Raw genomic sequence first — 21,002 nt, 5'->3', positions numbered from 1 at the left:
ATTAAATAATAGGGCCAATGTCGTAGGGTGTCTCCTGGTATACATAGTAATTGAGCCAATTGGCGAACAATAAGTTAGCATGGGCGCGCCATACGGCCGGCGGTGTACGCTGCGGATCATCCTTAGGATAATAATGCTTCGGTAAAGCGACTTCCATACCCTTCGCGATGTCACGGTCATATTCCCATTTTAGCGAGAACGGGTCATATTCGGAATGCCCGGTTACAAAAATCTGTTTGCCGTCATGGGTTGCCACGAGATATACCCCGGCTTCCTCTGATTCAGCCAGAATCTGCAGCTCCGGATTAGCCTCAATATCCTCACGCGATACATCGGTATGGCGGGAATGCGGAACATGGAACACTTCATCAAAGCCGCGCAGTAGCTTAACATTATTATGGCTCACCGTGTGCGGGAACACTCCAAAGCATTTTTCGGCAAGGCTGACCTTCTGAACGCCGAAGTGGTGATACAGGCCGGCCTGGGCCGCCCAACAGATATGCATAGTCGATGTAACGTTGTGCTTGCTCCATTCAAAAATCTTCTGCAGCTCTTCCCAGTAGTTCACATCCTCGAACTCCAGCTGCTCAACCGGAGCTCCGGTCACAATCAGGCCGTCGAACCGGCGGTGGCTGATCTCATCAAAGGTTGTATAAAAGCTCTTCAGGTGCTCCGCAGAAGTATTCTTGGAGGTATGGGAGCTCGGGTGAAGCAGGACTACATCGACCTGCAGCGGAGAGTTTCCGATCAGACGCAGCAGCTGCGTTTCGGTTGTTTCCTTCGTCGGCATCAGATTCAGGATTGCGATCCTGAGCGGACGGATGTCCTGATGAAAGGCCTGGCTCTCATCCATTACAAAGATATTTTCTCCGGATAATATTTCTTTGGCCGGTAAACTGTCGGGAATTTTGATTGGCATTGCTGTGTCCACTCCTTAATCGAATTAGTACCGAGCTTGAACTGATTTCCATGCAAAAATGACCTTTCTCGCATGAGAAAGGTCATATAGGGTTCAGTCATATGCGCCTCTCTCATCTGCCAGAACCAACAACGGGTATGTATCCCCTGTTAGCTTCCGCAAGAATTAGCACCGTGCGTTTACACGCCGGTTGCCGGGTTTCATCGGGCCAGTCCCTCCACCTGCTCTTGATAAGATTTAGCTGTATTCAATTTTTTTCTTAAAATTCACTTTAAATCATGAACCTGCTTTTCGTCAAGTCCATACAATGCTGAAGAGCCCTTGAAATGAAAAGAATTTTGCTTGAAAGAGGCATACCCCGGCGTTATACTAGACAAGTGTTTCAAAAGGCACAATTGACGAGGAGCAGAGGTGAGAGAAGAATGGAAGGCGACCCGGGTACGCAGTTATGCGTGCAAAGTGAGCAACCACACAGGATTAACATCAGCTTGCCGGCGGCGGGAGCACCACTTCTTCATGCCCTCGAAACGTCATCCCGGCCTTAAGCACGGATTGTACTGCCGGCCAAGCTGATTTTTTCCGTGTGCTTTAATTAGCATACCCCTGGAGAAGACCGGGGACATAAGGAGTGAATCAGATGAAAATCCGGCTGGTGAACGCTGGGGTTTTTACCCCGATTGATGACATTGAAGCAACACTGACCCCGCCCGCAGAAGGGTTTTACTGGATCGATGCTGATGATGAGGACCTGGAGCTGCTCCAGCCCCTGTTCAATCTGCATGATCTTGCCGTGGAGGACTGCCTCAGCGAAGAGGAGCAGCGGCCGAAGATCGAAATTTATGAGAGCCATTATTTTATTGTAGTTAACAGCATCCGGTTTGATGATGAGGAAATTTTCCTCCGGGCGCTTAACGTATTCCTGGGCAGACATTACATTATAACTGTCACCAAACAGAAAATTCATGAGCTGCGTGTCCTTAAGCCCATCCTGTGGGAGCAGGAGGTCAGCGGGCCTGACCGCTTCCTTTACCATCTGATTGACATCGTTGTAGACAACTACTTCTCTGTCGGTGACCGGATTGAAGCGCGGATTGAGAAGCTTGAGGAAGATATTCTGATGCACACCAAGAAATCGCACCTGAGTGAGATCATCGGTCTGCGCAGTGAAATCTTGTGGCTGAAGAAGATGCTTGGACCGCAAAAGGAAGTTATCAACACCCTGAACAAAAAGGACCTGCGTCTGATCGATGACCAATTACAGAAGTATTTCAGCGATATTTATGAAAATGCGGTCAAGATCTCTGAAACCTTTGAAACCTACCGCGACCTCATGGGCAACTTGCGTGAAGCTTACCAGTCGAGTATCGCTAACCGCGCCAATGAAATTATGAGGGTGTTTACCGCCATTACAACGATATTCATGCCGCTGACCGTGATTACCGGTATTTACGGGATGAACTTTGACAATATACCAGAAACCCATTCGGAATACGGCTACTATGGCGTAATTGCCGTGATGGTTACGCTCGGCTGCGGAATGCTCGTGATTTTCCGCAAAAAGGATTGGCTATGAACGATAACGGACGAATACGCTAAGGCGAAGGCTACCGCTACTGCAAAGTATGGGGAACCTTCGCCTTTGCTATTTCTAATAGCTTGCGACTTCTCCTGCAGCCTGCAGCTGCTGGGCCCGCCGGTAACGGATGCGGATCAGCCGCAGACGCTCATAATAGAGGTCCAGCCCCTCTGCCGGAGAAAAGCTGTCCCCGTAGGCCTTATACAATGCAGGCTTCAGAAAGGAATCCCCCATCAGCTCATACGCTGTCCAGATGGCGGCTTGCTCTTCCGCTGTAACCTCCTTCAGTTCATGCTCAATCAGCTTCTCTACGGAGTAGCCCTCCTTCTCCAGCTCTTCGACCGCCTCCAGCACCTCACGCCGGCTGATTCCGCCGGCAGCCTGCAGCTGCTCCATGCCAAGCCCGTTCTCAATTCCCTGCAGCAGAATCCGCCGCAGCCGCAGCCGTTCAAGCTGCTTCTTGTATTTGAGCTCCTTCTGCTTGTAAAGCCAGGAAGAGAAGGCCTCCTCCTCTACAGCCTCATTCACCCAGTTCAGCGGATAGCTGTGCTCCCGCGGAATATCGGCGGTAATGCCCAGCCAGTCGCCGCCATACTGCGAAGCCTTGCCTTCTCCGACGCCCGGAATCTGCAGCAGCTCCTCTTCCGTGCGCGGCAGAAAGGTGCTGAGCATCCGCAGCAGGCGGTTGCTGGCGAGAATATACGGTGCCTTCCGTTCACTGGAGGCCTTGCCCCTGCGCCAGGCGCACAACGCTTCATAAACGGCTTCATTTCCGTGCCGCTCGCTGTAATACTGCAGCTTAAGCTGCTCCCGGCTGCGCTGGGCAAGCGTCTCTTCTTCATGAAACGCGCCGTCAATCAGCGGCCGGTAGCCGTCGCCCATCTTCACTGCCAGCTCATGCCTGTAGACGCAGAGCATTTCATTCCACGAGCCGCCTTCATACCAGATATGCTCATCGGTCTCACTGGTGCCGGAAAAGTCCCGCCAGCCGATCTGCCAGACGCCCTCCTCTTCACCGATCCAGAGCTGGGCATAGGCCTCCTGATCTGCTCCCGATATTCTGGACAGCCTGTTTAAAAATACAATCTGCATATGAATCCCTACTTTCGTCATCTTACAGCAGGCACACAAGTAGAACCGGCTGCGCCGTCCTAAACAGGACGGTATCCGGTTCTGCGAGAAAGATAAGGATAAAGGATTGATGAAACCTATCCTTTCTTATCTTTACGCAAAAAAAAGCACCTCTCCCACGAAAATCGTGAAAGAGGTGCTTCCTCATAAATGCTATGCTGTTAGAAACTACAATACCATATATTTCCGTACAGTCAATCCCTTTTTGAATCAGGCTCCGGCAAGCGCCAGTTTAGCCAGGCCGAGCGCTCCGGCCAGACCGGCATTGTCGCCCAGCTGCGGCGGCACGATGTAGCTGCCGATCTCCTGATTCAGTGCAGGATGCTGGACATATCCGCCAAGCAGCTCCTGCAGCTTAGCATGAATCAGCGGGAATAATTGGCTCTGCTTCATGACGCCGCCGCCCATCACGATCTTCTGCGGCGACAGCACCAGCACATAATTCATCAGTGCATGGGCCAGATAGTGGGCTTCCATCGCCCAGGCCGGATGATCGGCAGCCAGCTCGCCGGCAGGTCTGCCCCAGCGGCTGCCGATGGCTGGTCCGGCCGCCAGGCCTTCTAGGCAATCCCCATGGTACGGGCAGAAGCCGCTGTAGGTATCCTCAGGATGGCGGGGAACCAGAATATGTCCCATTTCCGGATGGGACAGGCCGTGAATCAGCTGTCCGCCGACAACAGCACCCGCACCGATACCAGTGCCTACAGTAATATACAGGCAGCTGTCCAGACCCTGCGCAGCCCCCCAGGTATACTCGCCTAGAGCAGCCCCGTTCACATCGGTATCGAAGCCGATAGGCACATTGAAATGCTCTGCCACCGCACCCACCAGATTATAGCCTCCCCAGTGAGGCTTAGGCGTAGTGGTAATATGGCCGTAGGTAGGGCTGCCGGGTATAGGGTCAATCGGTCCGAATGAGCCAATTCCGAGCGCTTCCACGTTCTTGCCTGAAAAATAATCCAGCACCAGTCCCATTGTCTCCTCAGGGGTTGTTGTCGGGAAGCTGACCCGGTCAGTGACCGTCCCATCCTCATGTCCGATTCCGCATACAAACTTTGTTCCCCCGGCTTCAATTGCTCCAAGCACTCTCACAGCAGCATTCTCCCCTCTAAAATAAAACGCTCTCTTAAGATGATTATACGTGCCTGCAGCCCATATGACAAGCGGTTGACATATAAGCGGAGCAGGGACATAATGCCCCTGCTGTTTGAGCGTTCTATAGGCTGAAGCCCTCTGCTTTCCGGCTCCGGAATGAGCGGCAGGCAGTAATGAACCGCTCTGCTGCCGCTGGATAAGATGCCAGATGAATATGGGCATACGCGGCCATAACATTTCCCTTGAGATAGCCCTCCGGCTGGCTGCCGCTGCGCCCCTTGCTCTCATAGGCATACGGCTGCTGTTCCAGTGCATCATAATGCATCACGGAATAATGAAACTCATGGCCGCGCAGCTGTTCACCCTGCTTCAGCAGCAGGCAGTCGTGAAGCGCCGTTACCTCACGATAGCCCAGCGCGGCCCGCCGCGGCTGCATAACGGCATGAGCCGGGATAATACCGGCCATCCGGTGCTCGGCTCCAGCCCGGTCGGTGATGGAGCGGGCCAGCACCATGTAGCCGCCGCATTCCGCATACAGCGGCATGCCCTGTGCCGCGGCTGCTCTCAAGCCGTCAAGGAATCCGGCATTCGCGGAGATGACCGCAGCGAACTCCTCGGGGAAGCCGCCGCCGAGATAGATACCGTCTGCCTCCGGCGGTACCGGCTCTCCGCACAGCGGGCTGAATTCAAGCAGCCGGGCCCCGGCACACGCCAGCAGCTCCAGATTGTCGGCATAATAGAAATTGAATGCTGCGTCTTTGGCAACCGCTATGACGGGAGAAGCTCCGTTAACCTGCCGGACTGTAACAGCCGGGACAGAAGGTGATCCTTCTGCCTCTATGTACTGCAGCGGAGGAGCAGCTTGCGCGATTTCCAGCAGCTGGTCCAGATTCACGCCTGCCTCCAGCATATCGGCGGCATGCCTGAACAACGGCTCCAGCTCGCCCCGTTCCAGCGCGGGCAGCAGACCCAGATGCCGCTCCGGGATGTCCAGTGCGGCATCACGCATCAGTCCGCCGATTACCGGGATGCCGCAGGCGGCTTCTATGGCCGCCTTAACGGTCCGGTAATGAGAGGGGCTGCCGCAGCGGTTCACGATGACCGCTGCAATCTGTACCCGCGGCTCCAGCTGCCGGAAGCCGAGCACGACTGCAGCCGCGCTGCGGCCCATGCTGCGAACATCCACCACCAGCAGCACGGGGCTGGCGGTGAGAAGCGCTATTTCGGCAGTAGAGCCTGTAAGCTCTGCCGCTTCTTTTCCGTCGTACAGCCCCATGACCCCTTCCGCTATGGATAGCTCTGCATCTGCGGAAGAACGCAGAAAATACTCCTGCAGATAGGAGCGGGGGGTCATCCACGAGTCGAGATTACGGGCAGGACGTCCGGTTACTGCAGCGTGGTAGGCCGGATCAATATAATCCGGGCCGCATTTGAAGCCTTGCACCTTCAGGCCCCGCCGGGCAAAGGCCCGCATCAGCCCAAGCGTCACCGTGGTCTTGCCCGATCCGCTGCCTGTTCCCGCGATAATCAGACGCGGGCGGCACTGCGGTTCACAGGGGCTTATCTCCTGAACGGTGAATTCACTGCGTTCTTTCATCTGCTTGCTCCTCCCTGCCGCCATAGGCCACTCTGGCAACGGCAATGGTTACATTGCCGCTCTTTTTCTTCGGCTGCAGCAGCTTCCCGCCGCCTGCAGACAGGATGGCAGCAGGCTCGCAGACGCCATAGGCCCCGGTTGCCTTGAACACAACCGCCGAAGGCTGCTCCAGCGGCACTGTATTCAGCTGCTCCACTGTATAGAGATCAAGCTCCCAGCCATATTTGCCGCACAGCTCCAGCAGACCGGCCTCATCGCCCTTGATCGTAATGGTAGCTGCACCCCGGACGCTTAAAGGCGACAGCTGCAGCTCCTCCAGCGTCTCCAGAACGGCCGCTTCAAGCTCGGCGGCCGCTGTCCCGCGGTTGCAGCCGAGGCCAAGCACCAGGCTGCGCGGCCGGTACACTGCGGCCGGCAGCCCGCTGAGCGCTGCTGCTTCAGCGGGCTGCAGCAGCCGGTCCGTAATGATGACCGCCGCGCGCAAAGGCAGCCGAAGAAGCTCTGCCATGTCGCCGCAGCGCCTGACATGCTCCGGCAGTGCGGCTCCCGGAGGCAGCCAGCCGGACTCTCCGGCTTCCTGCAGCACAGCAACCGGCTCGCCGTTGACCAGCGCGGCGCTTACGCCCTTTACCGGGGCGAAATCCTCCAGCCGCCAGCCGAATTCGCGGCCCAGCAGATCGGCCGCAAACACGCCCTGCACATCGGAGGCCGTCGTAATGACGGGATGGCTGTGCAGCAGCCCGGCAATCTCCAGCGTCAGCCGGTTCGCCCCGCCCAGATGGCCGGACAGCACGCTGATAACATGCTCCCCGCCCTCGTCAATCACAAGGACGGCAGGGTCGGTCCGCTTGCTCTCCAGGAGCGGAGCCATCAGCCGGACAGCAGCTCCGAGGGAGAAGAACAGAATAACCGCCTCGTACCGGCGGAACAGACCAGGCAGCAGCTCCTTCACCGGACCGTCAAATATCCGCCGCTCCCCCGGAATCTCCTCCAGCTCTCCGCTGTATTTGGCATAGCAATAGACCTCGGTATCCGCAAGCAGCCCGCCCAGCTTCAGCGCCAGCCCGATGCCGTTACGGGTAATAGCTACAGCCGCATACCGCTTAGCCATCCTGGCTGCTCCCCTGCCGGAAGCCGTGGGTAAAGGCGCGGTCATACAGCTTCGAGCGGTGGGCATCCCGGTTCACCAGCTCCGGGTCAAGCGCCCAGCCGGCCAGAATCATGGCATGCATGGTAATGCCGGCCTCCTGCAGGTCCCGCTCCAGATGCTGCACGGTCGTCCGCACGATCTGCTGATCCGGCCAGGTCGCCCGCTTGACGACGGCTACAGGGGTATCCGGGCTCCAGCCGGCAGCGAGAAATTCGCCGGCTGCATGCCCGGCCAGCGCCGCGCTGAGAAACAGCGCCACCGTGCAATGGTGAGCGGCCAGAGTACGGAGCTGCTCCCGCTCAGGCACAGGCGTACGTCCTCCGGCACGGGTCAGAATCACCGTCTGCGTCAGCTCCGGCACGGTCAGCTCGGCCCCGAGCGCCGCCGCTGATGCAAAGACGGAGCTGACGCCGGGAATAATCTCATAGCGGATGCCGCACAGCTTAAGCAGCGACATCTGCTCCAGAATGGCGCCGTACATAGCCGGATCACCGGTGTGCACGCGCGCCACGCTCCGGCCTTCCTTCACAGCCCCGGCCATCAGCTCCACCTGCTGCTCCAGATCAAGTCCGGAGCTCTGCACCACCTCCGCGCCGGGCTTCGCACTGCTCACCAGCACTTCGCTGACCAGAGAATCCGCATAGAGAACCAGATCCGCCGAGCGGAGAATCCGGCTGCCTTTGACAGTAATCAGCTCGGGGTCGCCCGGCCCGGCACCGACAATGTATACCTTAGGCTCCAGCTGAAGTCCGCTCATTTGCTCACCACCATTAAGCTCAGGTATTCCAGCTCCCGGCCGCGCAGCTCGCGGGCATCCCGCCATACCTTTTCATGCGGCGAGGTTACTTTGGTCACTACAGAGGCTTTTCCGCTGAGACCCAGCTCATCCAGCACATCAAGCACGGTATCCAGCACCTTGGCCACCTTCAGAAATACCACCGTATCATGCTGCAGCAGTGCCTCCTTAAGCGCCTCGCGGTCATCCGTCGCCGGAATAATGCCCACCCGCTGGTCGCCGTCGGCGAGCGGCTGTTCAAGGGCAGCGGCAGCACCAAGCACTGAGGAGATTCCGGGCACAGACACAATGCGCACTCCGGGATGCAGCTCCTGCATAAGCCGGGCCAGATGGATGAAGGTGCTGTAGAGATTAGGGTCGCCCTCCGTTACAAAAGCCACATCATTGCCGTGCCGCAGCTCATTCCAGCACAGCTCCACCGTCCAGCGCCATCCGTTCTCCAGCTGTACCGGGTCCCTGGTCATCGGAAAAACAAGGCCCAGCATCGTTTTCTCCTCCGCATTTACATACATGTCCACGATTTCGTGGGCGTAGGATTTCCCGCCCTTCCGTGCCGCAGGATAGGCGATAACCGGACATTCCTTAAGCAGGCGGCAGGCCTTGACTGTAATCAGCTCCGGGTCTCCCGGGCCCACACCAACCCCATAAAGTGTACCTACAGTAAGTAAGCCGGGTTCCTCCCCGGCCGGCAGCTCCTCCTCCAGGTCCAAAAACCAATCTTCAGCGCCAGCAGCCTGCTCCAGTCCCTCCACTTCGTTGTTGCCCATTCACACATCCTCCTTATATTAAAATACCGGTCTCACTGGCTCTTTCATTCAGGCTTTGACGCACTGACCACAAAGACAGGGTTCAATCCTTCAAACCGGGTCATGCCGAGAATCGGCCTGCCCCGCGACGCCTGCAGCTGTGTAACCTCCGCCCTGAGCCCCGCTGCTGCCAGCGCCGTCATACTCCCGTGCAGCGTCTCAATGGTGATCGCCGAAATAACGATAACTCCGCCCGGCCGCAGCCGCTCAGCCGCATGGGCAATAATATCTGCAAGCTCGCCGCCGCTGCCCCCGATAAATACCGCATCCGGGGCCGGGAGCTGCTCAAGCCCCTTCGGAGCCCTGCTGTGAACAATGGTATAGTCGGCACGGAATTTACGCCGGTTCGCCTCCATATTCGGCAGGTTAATGATGTCTTTTTCCACTGCATACACTTTCCCGAGACGGGCAATCCGCGCACATTCCGCGGCAACTGCCCCCGAACCGGAGCCGATATCCCACACCACCGCGTTCTCCGCCAGATTCAGCTCGGACAGCACCAGCGCGCGGACCTCACGCTTCGTGATCAGCCCTTTTTCCGGCTTGCGCTGGGCAAAGGCTTCATCGGGATAAGCAAAGCCGCGCCTGCTGCCGCCGCTCCCCGGCTGTCTGCGCAGAATAACCACATTAAGCGCTACAAACTTATGCCGGGACATGTCCTCCAGCTCCCAGAAGCTGCAGCGCTCATCCGGACCGCCCAGCCGCTCGCAGACGAAGGCCTCATATTCCTTCATGCCGAATTCCAGCAGATAAGCGGCAATCCGCGCCGGGGTGTTCACCTCATCCGTCAGCAGCGCCATCTTGGACCTGCCATCGATCCGCTGGGCCAGCCCCTTGATTGGACGCCCGTGCAGACTGATCAGCTCCGCATCCTGCCAGCTGTCACCCAGCCGGGCAAATGCAAGCTGTACGCTGCTGTAATGCGGGATAACCTCCACCTGCTGCGGCCCGAACCGGCGTACCAGATAGCCGGCAATGCCAAAAAACAGCGGATCGCCCGAAGCCAGCACTACCGTCGTACGCTTCCGGTATACTCCGTCCAGTCTTTCGACGAACCGCTCCAGCCCGCCCTGCAGAGTGATGGTTTCTCCTGTGAAGCGGGGGAAAAACGACAGCTGCCGCTCCCCGCCGCAGAGCACCCCGCATTCCTCAATGATGCGCAGACTCTGCGTTGTCAGTCCCCCGGCGCCGTCTTCCCCGATGCCTATGACGTAGATAACATTATCCACGGATTTCCGCCCTTCCCAGCCTCCGGCCCTTCATCGTAATCAGCACCATTTCCGCTGTCATGCCTCCCTCCACCTGCTTGAGGCACTGCAGACAGCCATAACGGCATAGCAGCTCAAAAAACATTTCATTTCCAGCCTCCGTCATCAAATCCACCACCTGTGAAGCGGTATTTGCACCGGCAATCTGCTGTACTGTCTCTTCATCTGCCCCCGCCTCCAGGGCAACGGCTGCAAGGAAGCCGAAATCCACCGGCGCATTTTTGGAATGAATCAGCATCGCCCCCTGCGCAACCTTGGAGTATTTGCCGGCCATGCCCACAAGCGTCACCTTCTGAAAGCCGTAGGCCTTGGCATGGCCAAGCGAGAAGCCCACATACTCCCCCATCTGGATAAAAGCTTCCTCCGGAAGCTCCGGGAACATCGCTATCGCATACTTTTCACTGCTGCCGCCTGTGGTCAGAACCAGCTGGCGGTTCCCGGCAGCCGCGGCGACCGAAATCGCCTGGACGATGCTGGCCTGATAAGCCTCGGTCGAGAACGGGGTTACCACACCCCGCGTGCCGAGGATGGATATGCCGCCGAGGATGCCGAGGCGCGGATTCAGCGTCTTCAGCGCAATGGCTTCGCCTTCCGGTACGCTGATGACCACCCGCAGCCCGCGCGCTGCGCCATGCTCCTCGAGCACCTCCGATACCGCTTCGCGGATCATCCGCCGGGGCACCGGATTAATTGCGGCTTCACCTACCGGGACAGGCAGCCCCGGCTTGGTTACCCGGCCGACGCCGTGCCCGCCGTCAATCTCTACACCCGGCTGGTCAAGCCAGCTGACCGCCGCTTCAATTCTGGCACGGTGCGTCGCGTCAGGATCGTCCCCGGCGTCCTTTATGGTGGCGCAGACTGCTGTGCCGTCCGCACCGCTGCGCTGCCAGCCGGTCAGCTCAAAGCTGTGGCTGAAGCCGGCCGGCAGCAGAAGCTCCACACTTGCCAGCTCCTCGCCTGTGATGAGCAGATGCGCTGCCCCCTTGGCTGCGGCTGCCGCGCAGGCGCCGGTGGTGTATCCCCGGCGCAGCGGCCTCTGGCTTCCGGCAGCTTCCCTGCTCCCGGTCATCGCTGCCCAAGGGAGGCTTCCGTCTCAGCAGCCCGGCGGACTGCCAGCAGACTTAGCGCATTGACCGCAGCAACCACGATCGTACTGCCGCCTTTACGCCCGATATTCGTAATGTAGGGAATATCCAGCTTGCGCAGCTCATCTTTAGATTCAGCAGCAGATACGAAGCCGACCGGCATACCGATTACCAGGCCCGGCTTGGCCTCACCAGCCTTGATCAAACGGATCAGCTCGAGCAGGGCAGTCGGTGCGTTGCCGATGACGTAAATTGCGCCCGGAGCTTCCGCACAGGCTTTGCGTGTCGCCATAATCGCCCGGGTAAGACCCTGGGCCCCGGCTGCCTCAACCACATCCGGATCGGAAATATGGACACGGACCTCACCGCCGTAACGCTGAAGCCGCTCCTTGGCAATTCCTGCCTCCACCATCCGCACATCGGCGATAACCGGCATTCCGTCCAGGATCGCCTTAATCCCGGCCTCAACTGCCTGCGGATGGAACACCAGGCTGCGTCCCAGCTCAAAATCAGCCGAAGCATGGATAATCCGCTGCACCACCGGATACTGCTCTGCAGTGAAATCGTGGCTGCCGAGCTCCTCTGTAATCATCTGAAAGCTAAGGCCTTCAATCTCCTGCGGCTGTACCGTCAGGGGCTTAAACTCTGTTCCGAAATCCACTGTTATCCCTCCCATTTCTTGACTGGCTGCCGCCGAATCCTCCATTAACCACTGCCAGAGCGGCCTCCACTGCCTCTGCAAGCCCTGCAAAGGAATGATAGACTCCCCCGTTACCGCTAAAATCAAGCTTAGGCCGCACAATGAGAATGACATACAGCCCCATATCCAGCGCAGCCCGCAGCTTTTCTTCGACAGAGCCCTCAGCCCCGCTCTCCTTGGTAATCATCACCTGTGTTCCGTATTGCCGGAACAAAGCCTCATTCATTTCCTGTGAAAAAGGCCCCTGCATAGCAATAATGTTGCGCTGCTCTATCCCCAGCCTGAGGCATTTCTCCATATTCTCCAGACAGGGCAGCAGCCTGACGGTCAGCCGGATATCAGGATCACCCAGCAGCTGCCCCGCAAATATCTCCAGCGTTTTGCCTCCGGTAGTCAGCATAACAGAGCCCTTAATCTCCTTCGCCGCACTTGCCGCCTCCTCATAGGAATGCACAATCACAAGCCGCGGATGAGAGGCAAATTCAAGTCCCGGACGCTCGTAGCGGAAGTACGGCAGGCCAAGCGCTGCCGCAGCCTGCATTGCATTGGCATGGGCTTCAAGCGCAAAGGGATGACTGGCATCCACTACGGCATGATAACCCTCCCCCTGCAAAAGCAAGCTCATTCCCTCCCGGTCCAGCCGCCCGGTTCTCGTGCTGATCCCGGCTTCCCTAAGCCGCTCCGCTGCGCTCTCCGTCACCACCGAAGCCGTCAGCGGAAGGCCGCGGCTCTTCAGCGACACCGCCAGCTCCCGCGCATCGCCCGTCCCGCACAGCATTAGAATCACCGCAGCTACAGCTCCTTCGGGCTGCCTGCCGCAGCTGTCTCTGCCGCTGCGGTTCCAGCGTGCTCCAGATTGTCCGTGATCTGTGCAGCGGACTCATGATCATGATGATGGCCGTGGTGATGACCGTGTGAATGCCCGTGATGGCTATGCCCGCCTTCTCCATGGTGATGGTGGTCATGCCCGGCTTCACCGTGACCGTGATGATGGTGATGATGATGGTGCTCAGCGGCTTCATCACGGTATCTGCAGTTATCACAATTGGCAAAGCTTTGGCCGTTCAGCACTTCATCCATCCGGTCTGTCAGCATGTCTTCCAGCAGCGGATGATTGCCGATATAGCTGCCCAGCTCCACCTCAATTCCCGGGTGAGCTGCGGCAAAGGCAGTGACCCGCTCGGTAAACTGCTGCATCAGTACGCCGGTGAACAGCAGGTACGGCTGCACAATGATTTTACGTGCCCCAAGCGCCAGACAACGCTCCAGTCCTTCATCCAGCGAAGGCTTAGTGATGGCGATGAAGCAGCTTTCCACACTTTTATATGCCGTCCGTTCCCACAGCAGCCTGGACAGCTTATAGAAATCACTGTTGGCGTCAGGATCACTTCCCCCGCGGCCCATCATTAGTACGACAGTATCCTCAGCCGGGACCGGAGCGCTCCGGAGCGTATTCTCCGGGCCTGCCGGGACTGCCTCATTAATCCGGTCCAGCACAATATCCGCCGCCCTCTCCTGTACCCCGACCGGACGGCCGTATGCAAACTGCACCTCAGGATATTTCATTTTGGCCCGGTCGATCGCCATCGGGATATCAAGCTTGGAATGTCCGGCAGCGAACAGAATAATCGGCACTACATAAATCTCCGCAGCTCCACCTGCTACACAGCGTTCAATCCCTTCAGCTATTGAAGGGGCCGACAGCTCAATAAAGCAGGTTTCGATATTCAGCCCGGGCCTGCGGGCCGCAAGACGGGCAGTAAAACCGCGTAATTCCTCATTACCGGCTTCAACCCGGCTGCCGTGGCCTACGAGCAGAATTGTTTTTTTACTGATGCTGCCGACCCCGCCGGTTCTGCGGCCTGCCGCGAGCGACCAGGGCTCAGCTGCCGGACGCAGCCGCTCATGCGGCTTCAGCGCCTGTGTCTGTGCGCCAAGATCGTACTTTCGTTCATAGCCGCGCGGCGTGACCATCAGTCCGTCATAGACCGTAGTGGCCGAGTTGCCGACAATAACCGTGGAGAGCATACCGATTTCCTCCATAGGCATTTCCTCCAGCGTTGTTACAATGATCTTCTGGCGGTCCCGGTAAGCGTTCTTGACGATGCCCACCGGTGTAGAGGGCTCACGGTAGCGCAGCAGAATGCTGCGTGCTTCCTCAATCTGCTGCGTCCGCCGGCCGCTGCGCGGATTGTAGAAGGCGATAACGAAATCCGCCGCTGCCGCTGCTTCCACCCGTGCCGCGATGCTGTCCCAGGGCGTCAGATGATCGCTCAGGCTGATGGTGCAGGAGTCGTGCATCACCGGCGCCCCCAGCAGTGAGGCACAGGACTGGATCGCCGAGATTCCGGGAATCACCTCAACTGCCACACCGCTTTCACGGTTCCAGCCGTGCTCCATCAATACCTCATAGACCAGACCGGCCATCCCGTACACACCGGCATCTCCGCTGGAGATCACAGCGATGGTCTGCCCCGCTTCGGCCCGGCGCACCGCCTCCTGGGCACGGCTGACCTCCTCGGTCATCCCGGTGCCGACAATCTCCTGATGCGTCAGCAGCGGCTTGATCAGCTCTACATAGGTGTTGTAGCCGATAACCGCCTCGCTCTCCTCAATTGCAGCCAGCGCACGCCCGGTAATCTGCTCCAGAGCACCAGGCCCAAAGCCGATAATCAGCAGCTTCCCTTGTTTCTCCATTCCTATCTCTCCGTTCTAAAATTATTCGTAATGCCGCTCCGTTCAGCTGCCAAGCAGCCGGGCCAGTGCAGCCTTGAAATCCCCGGCATTCCTTGGGGCCGGCTGTCTTGCTGTCAGCTGTCCGGGCAGGCTGTACCACAGCTCTGCCAGCAGCGGCAGCCCCAGGCCGGCGTCCCGCAGAACATCCCCGCCGGCAAAAATCTCCTCCGGCGTCCCTGCCGCCCGGCAGCTGCCCCGGTCCAGCACAATGACCCAGTCCGCCCAGCTGTATGCCAGGTTCATATCATGCGTCGCCATCACAACGGTTGCCCCGGCTGCATGTATCCTCTCCAGACCCGAGAGCAGCTGCGCTTCAGACTGCGGGTCCAGGTAGGATGTCGGCTCATCCAGCAGGATCAGCTCCGGCTCCATTGCCAGCACACCTGCAAGCGCCGTGCGCTTTTTCTGTCCCAGACTGAGCTGATGGACGGGCTTGTCTCTGATCTCCTCCAGATTCAGCAGTCCGAGCACCTCATTACAGCGCTGCCGGATCTCTGCCTCGCCCATTCCGGTGCCGCGCAGGCCGAAGGATATATCATCCTGCGGGGTGCTCAGAATCAGCTGCTGCTCCGGGTCCTGGAACACAAGGCCGGCCCTGCGGCGCAGCGCCGCCAGCTCCTTCCGGCTATAAGCCAGCCGTCCTCCCGCAACCGTAATGCTGCCCTCCTGCGGGCGCAGAACGCCGACCGCATGCAGCAGCAGCGTGGATTTGCCTGAGCCGTTACGGCCGAGCACTGCTGTCCGGCTGCCCTTCGGCACTGTACAGCTCAGCCCCCGTAGCGCCGGCTCAGCTGTATCCGGATAACAGAATAAGACACCGTCAAAAGCCAGATTGTATTCCATCGTTAATGTAATCTCCTTCATTCCGTGCCTTCTCCGGCCGGATATCCTCTAGTGGCTGACTATCCACCACTGCGCAAGCAGCAGCAGCGCTATCCCGGTATACGCCCGGATAGTGAATTTGCGCGGTACCGGCCGCGGCTGATAGGGCGGCAGCATAATCTCCCCCGTATATCCGCGGGTCATCAGCCCCTGCGCCAGCCCGTAATAACGGTGCATGGTACCGGCAAAGAGCGTTCCGGCCATGGCTGCCGTCTCACCCAGCTTATCCCTGAAGCTCCTTTTCCCGCCGCGCAGTCTCCGGGCCAGCAGCATACCATGGGCGGTATCGCTGAGAATAAACAGGAACCGGTACATAATCAGCATCAGCTCCAGTACAATCTGCGGCAGCCGCAGCCTGCGGAGCACCTGCAGCAGCTCAGTAAAAGGTATTGTAAAAATAATGAACAAAAAACAGCTCATACAAGCCGCAATTCTAACCAGCAAGTACCCTGCGCGCTGCAGGCCTTCAGCCGTAATATAAAGGGGCAGAGCCGGGAGCTGATACACCCCGGCCGCAGCTCCGGCTGCCGGATGACCGAGCTCCAGCAGGAGCGCCGGCATGCCCAGAATGTAGAACAGCAGCGCCGTACCGGCCAGCAGCCCGTAAGCACGCAGCGGAATCCGGGCATATACGGTGCACCATACAACCATCCAGGCGGCAATGATGCCCTGCAGCGCCGGATGCAGCGTATAGGACAGGATGAACATCACTGCAGCGAAGGAGCTTTTCCACATTGGAGAAAGTGCACGCAGCGCGTTACTTCCGGACAAGGCATCAATTCTTCTGATCATTCAGCTTCTGCTTATCCTGCCTGCCCCGCAGCAGCCCGATAGAATATCCGATCACTCCGGCTCCGATTGCTGCCTGCAGCGCAAACAGCATGCTTTCGGTTTCACCGGGCAGCTCGGTCAGCGGCTTGAACCAGGGCTCATAGCTGGGGTCAATCTCGCTGATCACACCCTCCGCAGCATCATCGGCCCCGCCGAACTCCCCGTTTACAAACAGCAGCGGCAGCACGACCAGCAGTACGACCGCGAGCAGCATCAGACCGTTTTTCCACATGGTTTTCATTACAGGCTTCCCCCCTTGGCTTGCCGCTTTAACAGCGACAGCTCATTCGGACTGTACGACTTCAGCCAGTTCCACAGCAGCACTGTCAGCAGCCCTTCACTTACCGCAAGCGGAATCTGGGTTACAGCAAAAATCCCGCCGAACTTCATCAGTGAACCCAGCACCCCGCCATCCGCCGACGGGAAAGCAACAGCCAGCTGAAATGAAGTCACTGCATAGGTCGTCAGATCCGCGACCGCTGCGGCACAGAATACAGCCAGCTTTTCACGGTTACCGGATTTCATGATCAGCCTATACACCGCATACCCGGCAAACGGTCCGGCCACCGCCATTGAAAAAGCGTTCGCCCCAAGCGTCGTTATCCCGCCGTGCGCCAGCAGCAGCGCCTGGAACAGCAGCACCACCGAGCCGACCACACTCATCGGCAGCGGTCCCAGCATAATGGCGCCGAGCCCGGTTCCGGTCGGATGGGAGCTGCTGCCGGTAACGGAAGGCATTTTGAGCGCTGACAGCACGAAGGTAAAGGCTCCGGACAAGCCGAGCAGCAGCTTCAGCTCCGGGTTGTCCTTGGTCATTTTTTTCAATTTGATAATGCCCAGAATAAAGAACGGGATAAACGCCGCCCACCAGAAAACAGCCCAGCCGACCGGCAAAAATCCCTCCATAATGTGCATCGCCGCAGCCGTCCCCGGTTCATTCAGCAAAAAATAGACGGTAAATACGGCAACCAGGACCGCAAAGCTCCAAGCTCCTCGTTTCTTCATTTCTTTTCCTCCCAAGTTTTCATGATTGGTACAGCTGCAAACCAAAAACTCCCGCCCCTCATGGGTCGGGAGTGATATGTACGTCATCAGGCATGCAAAAAAGAGGCCTCCCGCGCCAATAGCAGGACTTCAACCCAGCGGCAGCTGGTGCCTTCATTTCTACAGCCTATTCGTACACCGCTCCTATCCGCGTAGAGTCATGGTGTCCGCTCGCAAGGTAGGTCTCCTGGCTCGAAATACAAACGCCCTGCCCCGTCTTCCCCGGTCCTTACCCGAGTGACATGCTGGAGCCCGGCTCTTTCTTACAGTGGCGGGACCGCTCGGGAGTTGCACCCGATTCCCTGTTACCCCTTGCTGCAGCAAGGGCACCTTGTTCGCTGGCTATTTTGTCGTGTACATTATATTAAGCCTGAGCCGGACTTGTCTGTGATAAAAGTGAAGCCGGATTTAACTTGTATTAATTCCATTTAACTAATATAATTATTAATTAGTTAATATGTATCGGAGGTTTACCATGAAACTTGATCTTACCGAAGAGTCTCTGCCGGTCTATGAGGCGTTGTCCAGCTCTGTGCGGCTGCATATGCTCCGGCTGCTTGCCGTTCAGCCGATGAACGTTAAAGAGCTGGCCGGTGCCGTTAATCTGAGCAGCGCCATCATGACCATGCACGTCCGCAAGCTGGAGGCCGCCGGACTGATCCGCACCCATATGGCTCCCGGCAAAAGCGGGCTGCAGAAGATTTGCTCGCTGGCCGCCGAGCGGGCAGAAATCCTCTTTCCTGCACCGGACATTGAGCAGCGCAAAGCACACCGCAAGGAGATTCCCGTCGGGCATTATTCAGACTTCCAGATTGAACCGACCTGCGGGCTTGCAACCACTGCGCAGGTGATCGGCAGCTTCGACGATCCGCGGTATTTCTGGGATATGGAGCGGATGAATGCCGGTATTCTCTGGTTCGGCAAGGGCTTCGTCGAATACAAAATCCCCAATTTCCTCTTATCCAGCCAGCAGCCGGAGGAGCTCATCATTACGATGGAGATCGCCTCTGAGGCGCCGTCGATCAATAACAACTGGCCTTCAGACATCACCTTTACCCTGAACGGCACCGTACTCGGCTTCTGGACAAGTCCCGGTGATTACGGAGACAGCCGCGGCAAGTATACTCCCGCCTGGTGGCCGGCGCTGACCAACCAGTACGGGCTGCTCAAGCAGCTGCGTGTCACGCCGAAGGGAACCTTTATGGACGGCCTTAAGCTCTCCGATGTCACACTCGGCCAGGTCGGGATCCGTGACAAGCAATGGACCTTCCGGCTCTCCGTCGAGGAGAACGCCGAGCATATCGGCGGGCTTACCCTGTTCGGCAAAGGCTTCGGCAATTACAACGATGACCTGGTCATCGAGCTGTTCTATACAGACGGCAGCGCAGCTGCGGAGCCGGCGGAGTAACAATAAGACCCGTAACACAATCAGCAGCACAAAAAAGCGGCAGCCATGGAGGTTATTTCCCGTCCATGACTGCCGCTTTGCTGTATAATGCGGGCTGTCAGCCCGACTGTTTAAGTGAACCCTGACCTGTCCGGACACTTAACCCTCCGCAGGCATCGGCTGCCACAGCCCGCCTCCCGGCAGCGGACAACCGCGCGCTTTGAGCCGCGCGACGACCGGAATGATGCAGCCGCAGGCTGTGCAGGTCACACCGTCCTGCAGCTTGGGACATGCCGAACAGAGGGCATAACGGGCAGCATATACCTCCTCCGGAGCGGTGTTGTCCGGATTGAACATGGAGGAGGCCAGAATCCGGGCAATCTGCGCCTCCGTTACCTTGTATTCTTCCCGGCAGCCTTTGCAGGCGGAAGCTGTGCTCATCTCTGAATCCCCGCCTTAAGCCTTCTGCTTGATGGCCAGCACCGTAACCGACATTGGAGGAAGCTCCAGGCTAAGAATACCTTTATCCAGCTGGAAGGAAGTAAACGGCTGTGGAGCTACCGCTTCAGGCTCACTAAAGGTATTATGGGCATCCATTGCCGAAGCAGCCAGCGTTGTGCCTGTAACTTCAACGTCCTCACCAGCCAGTCCGCGCAGCTCCAGCGGCAGCTTGGCCGCTGCAGCGTGGTTCAGGTTACACAGGCTCACATGAATGACGCCCTCCGCATCCACGGAAGCAGAAGCCGATACCTCAGGAATCTCACGGCCCTCGAAGCTGTAGGCACCGCTCTCCACTGCCAGATCCAGCAGCTGCGCATCCTGATGCACCTTGTACATGTTGAACACATGATACGTAGGAGTCAGAAGCATTTTCTCGCCTTCGGTAAGAATGACAGCCTGCAGCACGTTGATCGTCTGGGCGATGTTCGCCATCCGTACCCGGTCGCTGTGCTTGTGGAAAATATTCAGCGTAAGTCCGGCCACCAGCGCATCGCGGACCGAGTTCTGCTGGTACAGGAAGCCAGGGTTCGTTCCCGGCTCTACATCATACCAGGTACCCCATTCGTCAACGATCAGGCCGACGCGCTTCTCCGGATCGTATTTATCCATAATGACACTGTGGCGGGTAACCAGCTCATCCATGCGGAGTGCCGCTTCCAGAGTAGAGAACCACTCCTTGGCCTCAAAGCCTGTAGCTGCACCCTTATTATTCCATACACCGGTCGGAATAGTGTAGTAATGCAGAGTCAGTGAATCCATAAACCGGGTTGCCTCACGCATGAGCACTTCCGTCCAGTTATAGTCGTCCACATTCGCGCCGCATGCAATCCGGTGAATCTTGTTGTCACCGTAGTTGCGCACATAAGTCTGGTAACGCCGGTACAGATCGGCATAATATTCCGGACGCATGTTGCCGCCGCAGCCCCAGTTCTCATTCCCCACGCCAAAATAGGATACGTTCCACGGCTCCTCGCGGCCGTTCTCTGTACGCAGCTCAGCCATCGGGGACACGCCGTTAAAGGTTAGATACTCCACCCACTCGGACATTTCCTGAACAGTGCCGCTGCCCACATTGCCGTTGATGTAAGGCTCACATTCCAGCATGGCGCACAGCTCCATAAATTCATGGGTGCCAAAATGGTTGTTCTCCACCGTGCCGCCCCAGTGCGTATTAATCATCCGTTTGCGGCCTTCGCGCGGACCGATGCCGTCCTTCCAGTGATACTCGTCGGCAAAACAGCCCCCCGGCCAGCGGAGCACCGGAATTTTGATTTCCTTAAGCGCTTCCACAACATCGTTGCGGATACCCTTTGTATTTGGAATCGGGGAATCCTCTCCCACCCAGATCCCTTCGTAAATACAGCGTCCCAGATGCTCGGAAAAATGACCGTAAATATTGCGGTTAATCGTGCCTTTGCGGATGTCTGCATTCAGTACTGCTCGCTGAGTCATAAAAAAATGCCACCTCTCATTAGTTAATATAAATATTAATTATTAA

At 57.7% G+C, this 21,002-nt stretch carries 20 protein-coding genes and 2 riboswitches; of the genes, 2 read left to right on the top strand and 18 right to left on the bottom strand.

All coding sequences use genetic code 11. The features are described from left to right. Position 1: 1 nt before the first annotated feature. The gene (gene metA, locus R70723_RS09100; RefSeq protein WP_039871506.1) at positions 2–919 is read right to left on the bottom strand and encodes a homoserine O-acetyltransferase MetA; all 918 of its coding nucleotides are present in this window, start codon (positions 917–919) and stop codon (positions 2–4) included. 109 nt (positions 920–1,028) lie between these two features. Continuing rightward, positions 1,029–1,156, bottom strand: a riboswitch (SAM riboswitch). Between the two features lie 400 nt (positions 1,157–1,556). Between metA and corA the strand changes: the two genes are divergently transcribed. Beyond that, on the top strand, positions 1,557–2,492 hold the full coding sequence (corA, locus tag R70723_RS09095; RefSeq protein WP_039871505.1) for a magnesium/cobalt transporter CorA: 936 nt from the start codon (positions 1,557–1,559) through the stop codon (positions 2,490–2,492). 75 nt (positions 2,493–2,567) lie between these two features. On the opposite strand, the gene R70723_RS09090 is transcribed toward corA, so the two are convergent. The 15 genes from R70723_RS09090 to R70723_RS09020 all read right to left on the bottom strand — a co-directional run bounded on the left by R70723_RS09090 (position 2,568) and on the right by R70723_RS09020 (position 17,577). Further along, entirely contained in the window at positions 2,568–3,587 is a 1,020-nt protein-coding gene (locus tag R70723_RS09090; protein ID WP_039871504.1) for an HRDC domain-containing protein, read from the bottom strand. Positions 3,588–3,836: 249 nt separating this feature from the next. Then, positions 3,837–4,718, bottom strand: coding sequence for an ROK family protein (locus tag R70723_RS09085; RefSeq protein WP_039871503.1), 882 nt, complete (start codon positions 4,716–4,718; stop codon positions 3,837–3,839). 124 nt (positions 4,719–4,842) lie between these two features. Next, on the bottom strand, positions 4,843–6,318 hold the full coding sequence (locus R70723_RS09080) for a cobyrinic acid a,c-diamide synthase CobB (protein ID WP_039871502.1): 1,476 nt from the start codon (positions 6,316–6,318) through the stop codon (positions 4,843–4,845). After that, positions 6,302–7,429 carry a cobalt-precorrin 5A hydrolase gene (locus R70723_RS09075; protein WP_039871501.1) on the bottom strand — a complete coding sequence of 376 codons (1,128 nt, stop codon included), beginning with the start codon at positions 7,427–7,429 and terminating at the stop codon, positions 6,302–6,304. Before R70723_RS09075 ends, R70723_RS09080 begins: the two co-directional genes overlap by 17 nt. Next, positions 7,422–8,225: a precorrin-4 C(11)-methyltransferase gene (gene cobM / locus R70723_RS09070; protein WP_039871500.1), complete on the bottom strand. Its 804-nt coding sequence runs from the start codon at positions 8,223–8,225 to the stop codon at positions 7,422–7,424. The genes R70723_RS09075 and cobM overlap by 8 nt, the downstream gene beginning before the upstream one ends. Next, positions 8,222–9,031: a precorrin-2 C(20)-methyltransferase gene (gene cobI, locus R70723_RS09065; RefSeq protein ID WP_081957319.1), complete on the bottom strand. Its 810-nt coding sequence runs from the start codon at positions 9,029–9,031 to the stop codon at positions 8,222–8,224. The genes cobM and cobI overlap by 4 nt, the downstream gene beginning before the upstream one ends. Positions 9,032–9,075: 44 nt before the next feature. Then, entirely contained in the window at positions 9,076–10,299 is a 1,224-nt protein-coding gene (locus tag R70723_RS09060; protein WP_039871498.1) for a bifunctional cobalt-precorrin-7 (C(5))-methyltransferase/cobalt-precorrin-6B (C(15))-methyltransferase, read from the bottom strand. Continuing rightward, positions 10,292–11,407, bottom strand: a complete 1,116-nt coding sequence (locus tag R70723_RS09055) for a cobalt-precorrin-5B (C(1))-methyltransferase (protein ID WP_039871496.1) — start codon at positions 11,405–11,407, stop codon at positions 10,292–10,294. Before R70723_RS09055 ends, R70723_RS09060 begins: the two co-directional genes overlap by 8 nt. Next, positions 11,404–12,084 carry a precorrin-8X methylmutase gene (locus tag R70723_RS09050; RefSeq protein WP_039871495.1) on the bottom strand — a complete coding sequence of 227 codons (681 nt, stop codon included), beginning with the start codon at positions 12,082–12,084 and terminating at the stop codon, positions 11,404–11,406. Before R70723_RS09050 ends, R70723_RS09055 begins: the two co-directional genes overlap by 4 nt. After that, positions 12,062–12,910, bottom strand: coding sequence for a precorrin-6A reductase (cobK, locus tag R70723_RS09045; protein ID WP_081957316.1), 849 nt, complete (start codon positions 12,908–12,910; stop codon positions 12,062–12,064). Before cobK ends, R70723_RS09050 begins: the two co-directional genes overlap by 23 nt. Before the next feature lie 5 nt (positions 12,911–12,915). Continuing rightward, on the bottom strand, positions 12,916–14,820 hold the full coding sequence (gene cobJ / locus R70723_RS32820; RefSeq protein WP_081957314.1) for a precorrin-3B C(17)-methyltransferase: 1,905 nt from the start codon (positions 14,818–14,820) through the stop codon (positions 12,916–12,918). 42 nt (positions 14,821–14,862) lie between these two features. Continuing rightward, positions 14,863–15,723: an energy-coupling factor ABC transporter ATP-binding protein gene (locus tag R70723_RS09035; protein ID WP_231574852.1), complete on the bottom strand. Its 861-nt coding sequence runs from the start codon at positions 15,721–15,723 to the stop codon at positions 14,863–14,865. Positions 15,724–15,750: 27 nt separating this feature from the next. Further along, a complete protein-coding gene (gene cbiQ, locus R70723_RS09030) occupies positions 15,751–16,533 on the bottom strand; it encodes a cobalt ECF transporter T component CbiQ (protein ID WP_039871494.1) in 783 nt (260 codons plus the stop codon). Next, positions 16,517–16,813 carry an energy-coupling factor ABC transporter substrate-binding protein gene (locus R70723_RS09025; protein WP_039871493.1) on the bottom strand — a complete coding sequence of 99 codons (297 nt, stop codon included), beginning with the start codon at positions 16,811–16,813 and terminating at the stop codon, positions 16,517–16,519. Before R70723_RS09025 ends, cbiQ begins: the two co-directional genes overlap by 17 nt. Next, positions 16,813–17,577 (bottom strand): energy-coupling factor ABC transporter permease, encoded by a 765-nt coding sequence (locus R70723_RS09020; RefSeq protein ID WP_039871492.1) that lies wholly within the window; start codon positions 17,575–17,577, stop codon positions 16,813–16,815. The genes R70723_RS09025 and R70723_RS09020 overlap by 1 nt, the downstream gene beginning before the upstream one ends. A 199-nt stretch (positions 17,578–17,776) precedes the next feature. After that, positions 17,777–17,965: riboswitch (cobalamin riboswitch) on the bottom strand. A 126-nt stretch (positions 17,966–18,091) separates the two neighbouring features. Here R70723_RS09020 and R70723_RS09015 point away from each other — a divergent pair. Beyond that, positions 18,092–19,024, top strand: a complete 933-nt coding sequence (locus R70723_RS09015) for an ArsR/SmtB family transcription factor (protein WP_039871491.1) — start codon at positions 18,092–18,094, stop codon at positions 19,022–19,024. Between the two features lie 138 nt (positions 19,025–19,162). Here R70723_RS09015 and R70723_RS09010 read toward each other — a convergent pair whose 3' ends face one another. After that, a complete protein-coding gene (locus tag R70723_RS09010) occupies positions 19,163–19,444 on the bottom strand; it encodes a hypothetical protein (protein WP_039871490.1) in 282 nt (93 codons plus the stop codon). A gap of 15 nt (positions 19,445–19,459) precedes the next feature. After that, positions 19,460–20,956: an alpha-N-arabinofuranosidase gene (locus R70723_RS09005; protein ID WP_039871488.1), complete on the bottom strand. Its 1,497-nt coding sequence runs from the start codon at positions 20,954–20,956 to the stop codon at positions 19,460–19,462. Positions 20,957–21,002: the final 46 nt, after the last annotated feature.

The organism is Paenibacillus sp. FSL R7-0273, assembly GCF_000758625.1.
Taxonomy (GTDB): Bacteria; Bacillota; Bacilli; order Paenibacillales; family Paenibacillaceae; genus Paenibacillus_AQ.
Note: the sequence above shows the minus strand (reverse complement) of the source record. Positions and strands in the feature narration are given on the sequence as shown.

Coding starts and splice junctions, on each gene's coding strand:
- metA (WP_039871506.1), bottom strand. CDS start 919: ATGCCAATCAAAATTCCCGACAGTTTACCGGCCAAAGAAATATTATCC.
- corA (WP_039871505.1), top strand. CDS start 1,557: ATGAAAATCCGGCTGGTGAACGCTGGGGTTTTTACCCCGATTGATGAC.
- R70723_RS09090 (WP_039871504.1), bottom strand. CDS start 3,587: ATGCAGATTGTATTTTTAAACAGGCTGTCCAGAATATCGGGAGCAGAT.
- R70723_RS09080 (WP_039871502.1), bottom strand. CDS start 6,318: ATGAAAGAACGCAGTGAATTCACCGTTCAGGAGATAAGCCCCTGTGAA.
- R70723_RS09075 (WP_039871501.1), bottom strand. CDS start 7,429: ATGGCTAAGCGGTATGCGGCTGTAGCTATTACCCGTAACGGCATCGGG.
- cobM (WP_039871500.1), bottom strand. CDS start 8,225: ATGAGCGGACTTCAGCTGGAGCCTAAGGTATACATTGTCGGTGCCGGG.
- cobI (WP_081957319.1), bottom strand. CDS start 9,031: ATGGGCAACAACGAAGTGGAGGGACTGGAGCAGGCTGCTGGCGCTGAA.
- R70723_RS09055 (WP_039871496.1), bottom strand. CDS start 11,407: ATGACCGGGAGCAGGGAAGCTGCCGGAAGCCAGAGGCCGCTGCGCCGG.
- cobJ (WP_081957314.1), bottom strand. CDS start 14,820: ATGGAGAAACAAGGGAAGCTGCTGATTATCGGCTTTGGGCCTGGTGCT.
- R70723_RS09035 (WP_231574852.1), bottom strand. CDS start 15,723: ATGAAGGAGATTACATTAACGATGGAATACAATCTGGCTTTTGACGGT.
- cbiQ (WP_039871494.1), bottom strand. CDS start 16,533: ATGATCAGAAGAATTGATGCCTTGTCCGGAAGTAACGCGCTGCGTGCA.
- R70723_RS09025 (WP_039871493.1), bottom strand. CDS start 16,813: ATGAAAACCATGTGGAAAAACGGTCTGATGCTGCTCGCGGTCGTACTG.
- R70723_RS09020 (WP_039871492.1), bottom strand. CDS start 17,577: ATGAAGAAACGAGGAGCTTGGAGCTTTGCGGTCCTGGTTGCCGTATTT.
- R70723_RS09015 (WP_039871491.1), top strand. CDS start 18,092: ATGAAACTTGATCTTACCGAAGAGTCTCTGCCGGTCTATGAGGCGTTG.
- R70723_RS09010 (WP_039871490.1), bottom strand. CDS start 19,444: ATGAGCACAGCTTCCGCCTGCAAAGGCTGCCGGGAAGAATACAAGGTA.
- R70723_RS09005 (WP_039871488.1), bottom strand. CDS start 20,956: ATGACTCAGCGAGCAGTACTGAATGCAGACATCCGCAAAGGCACGATT.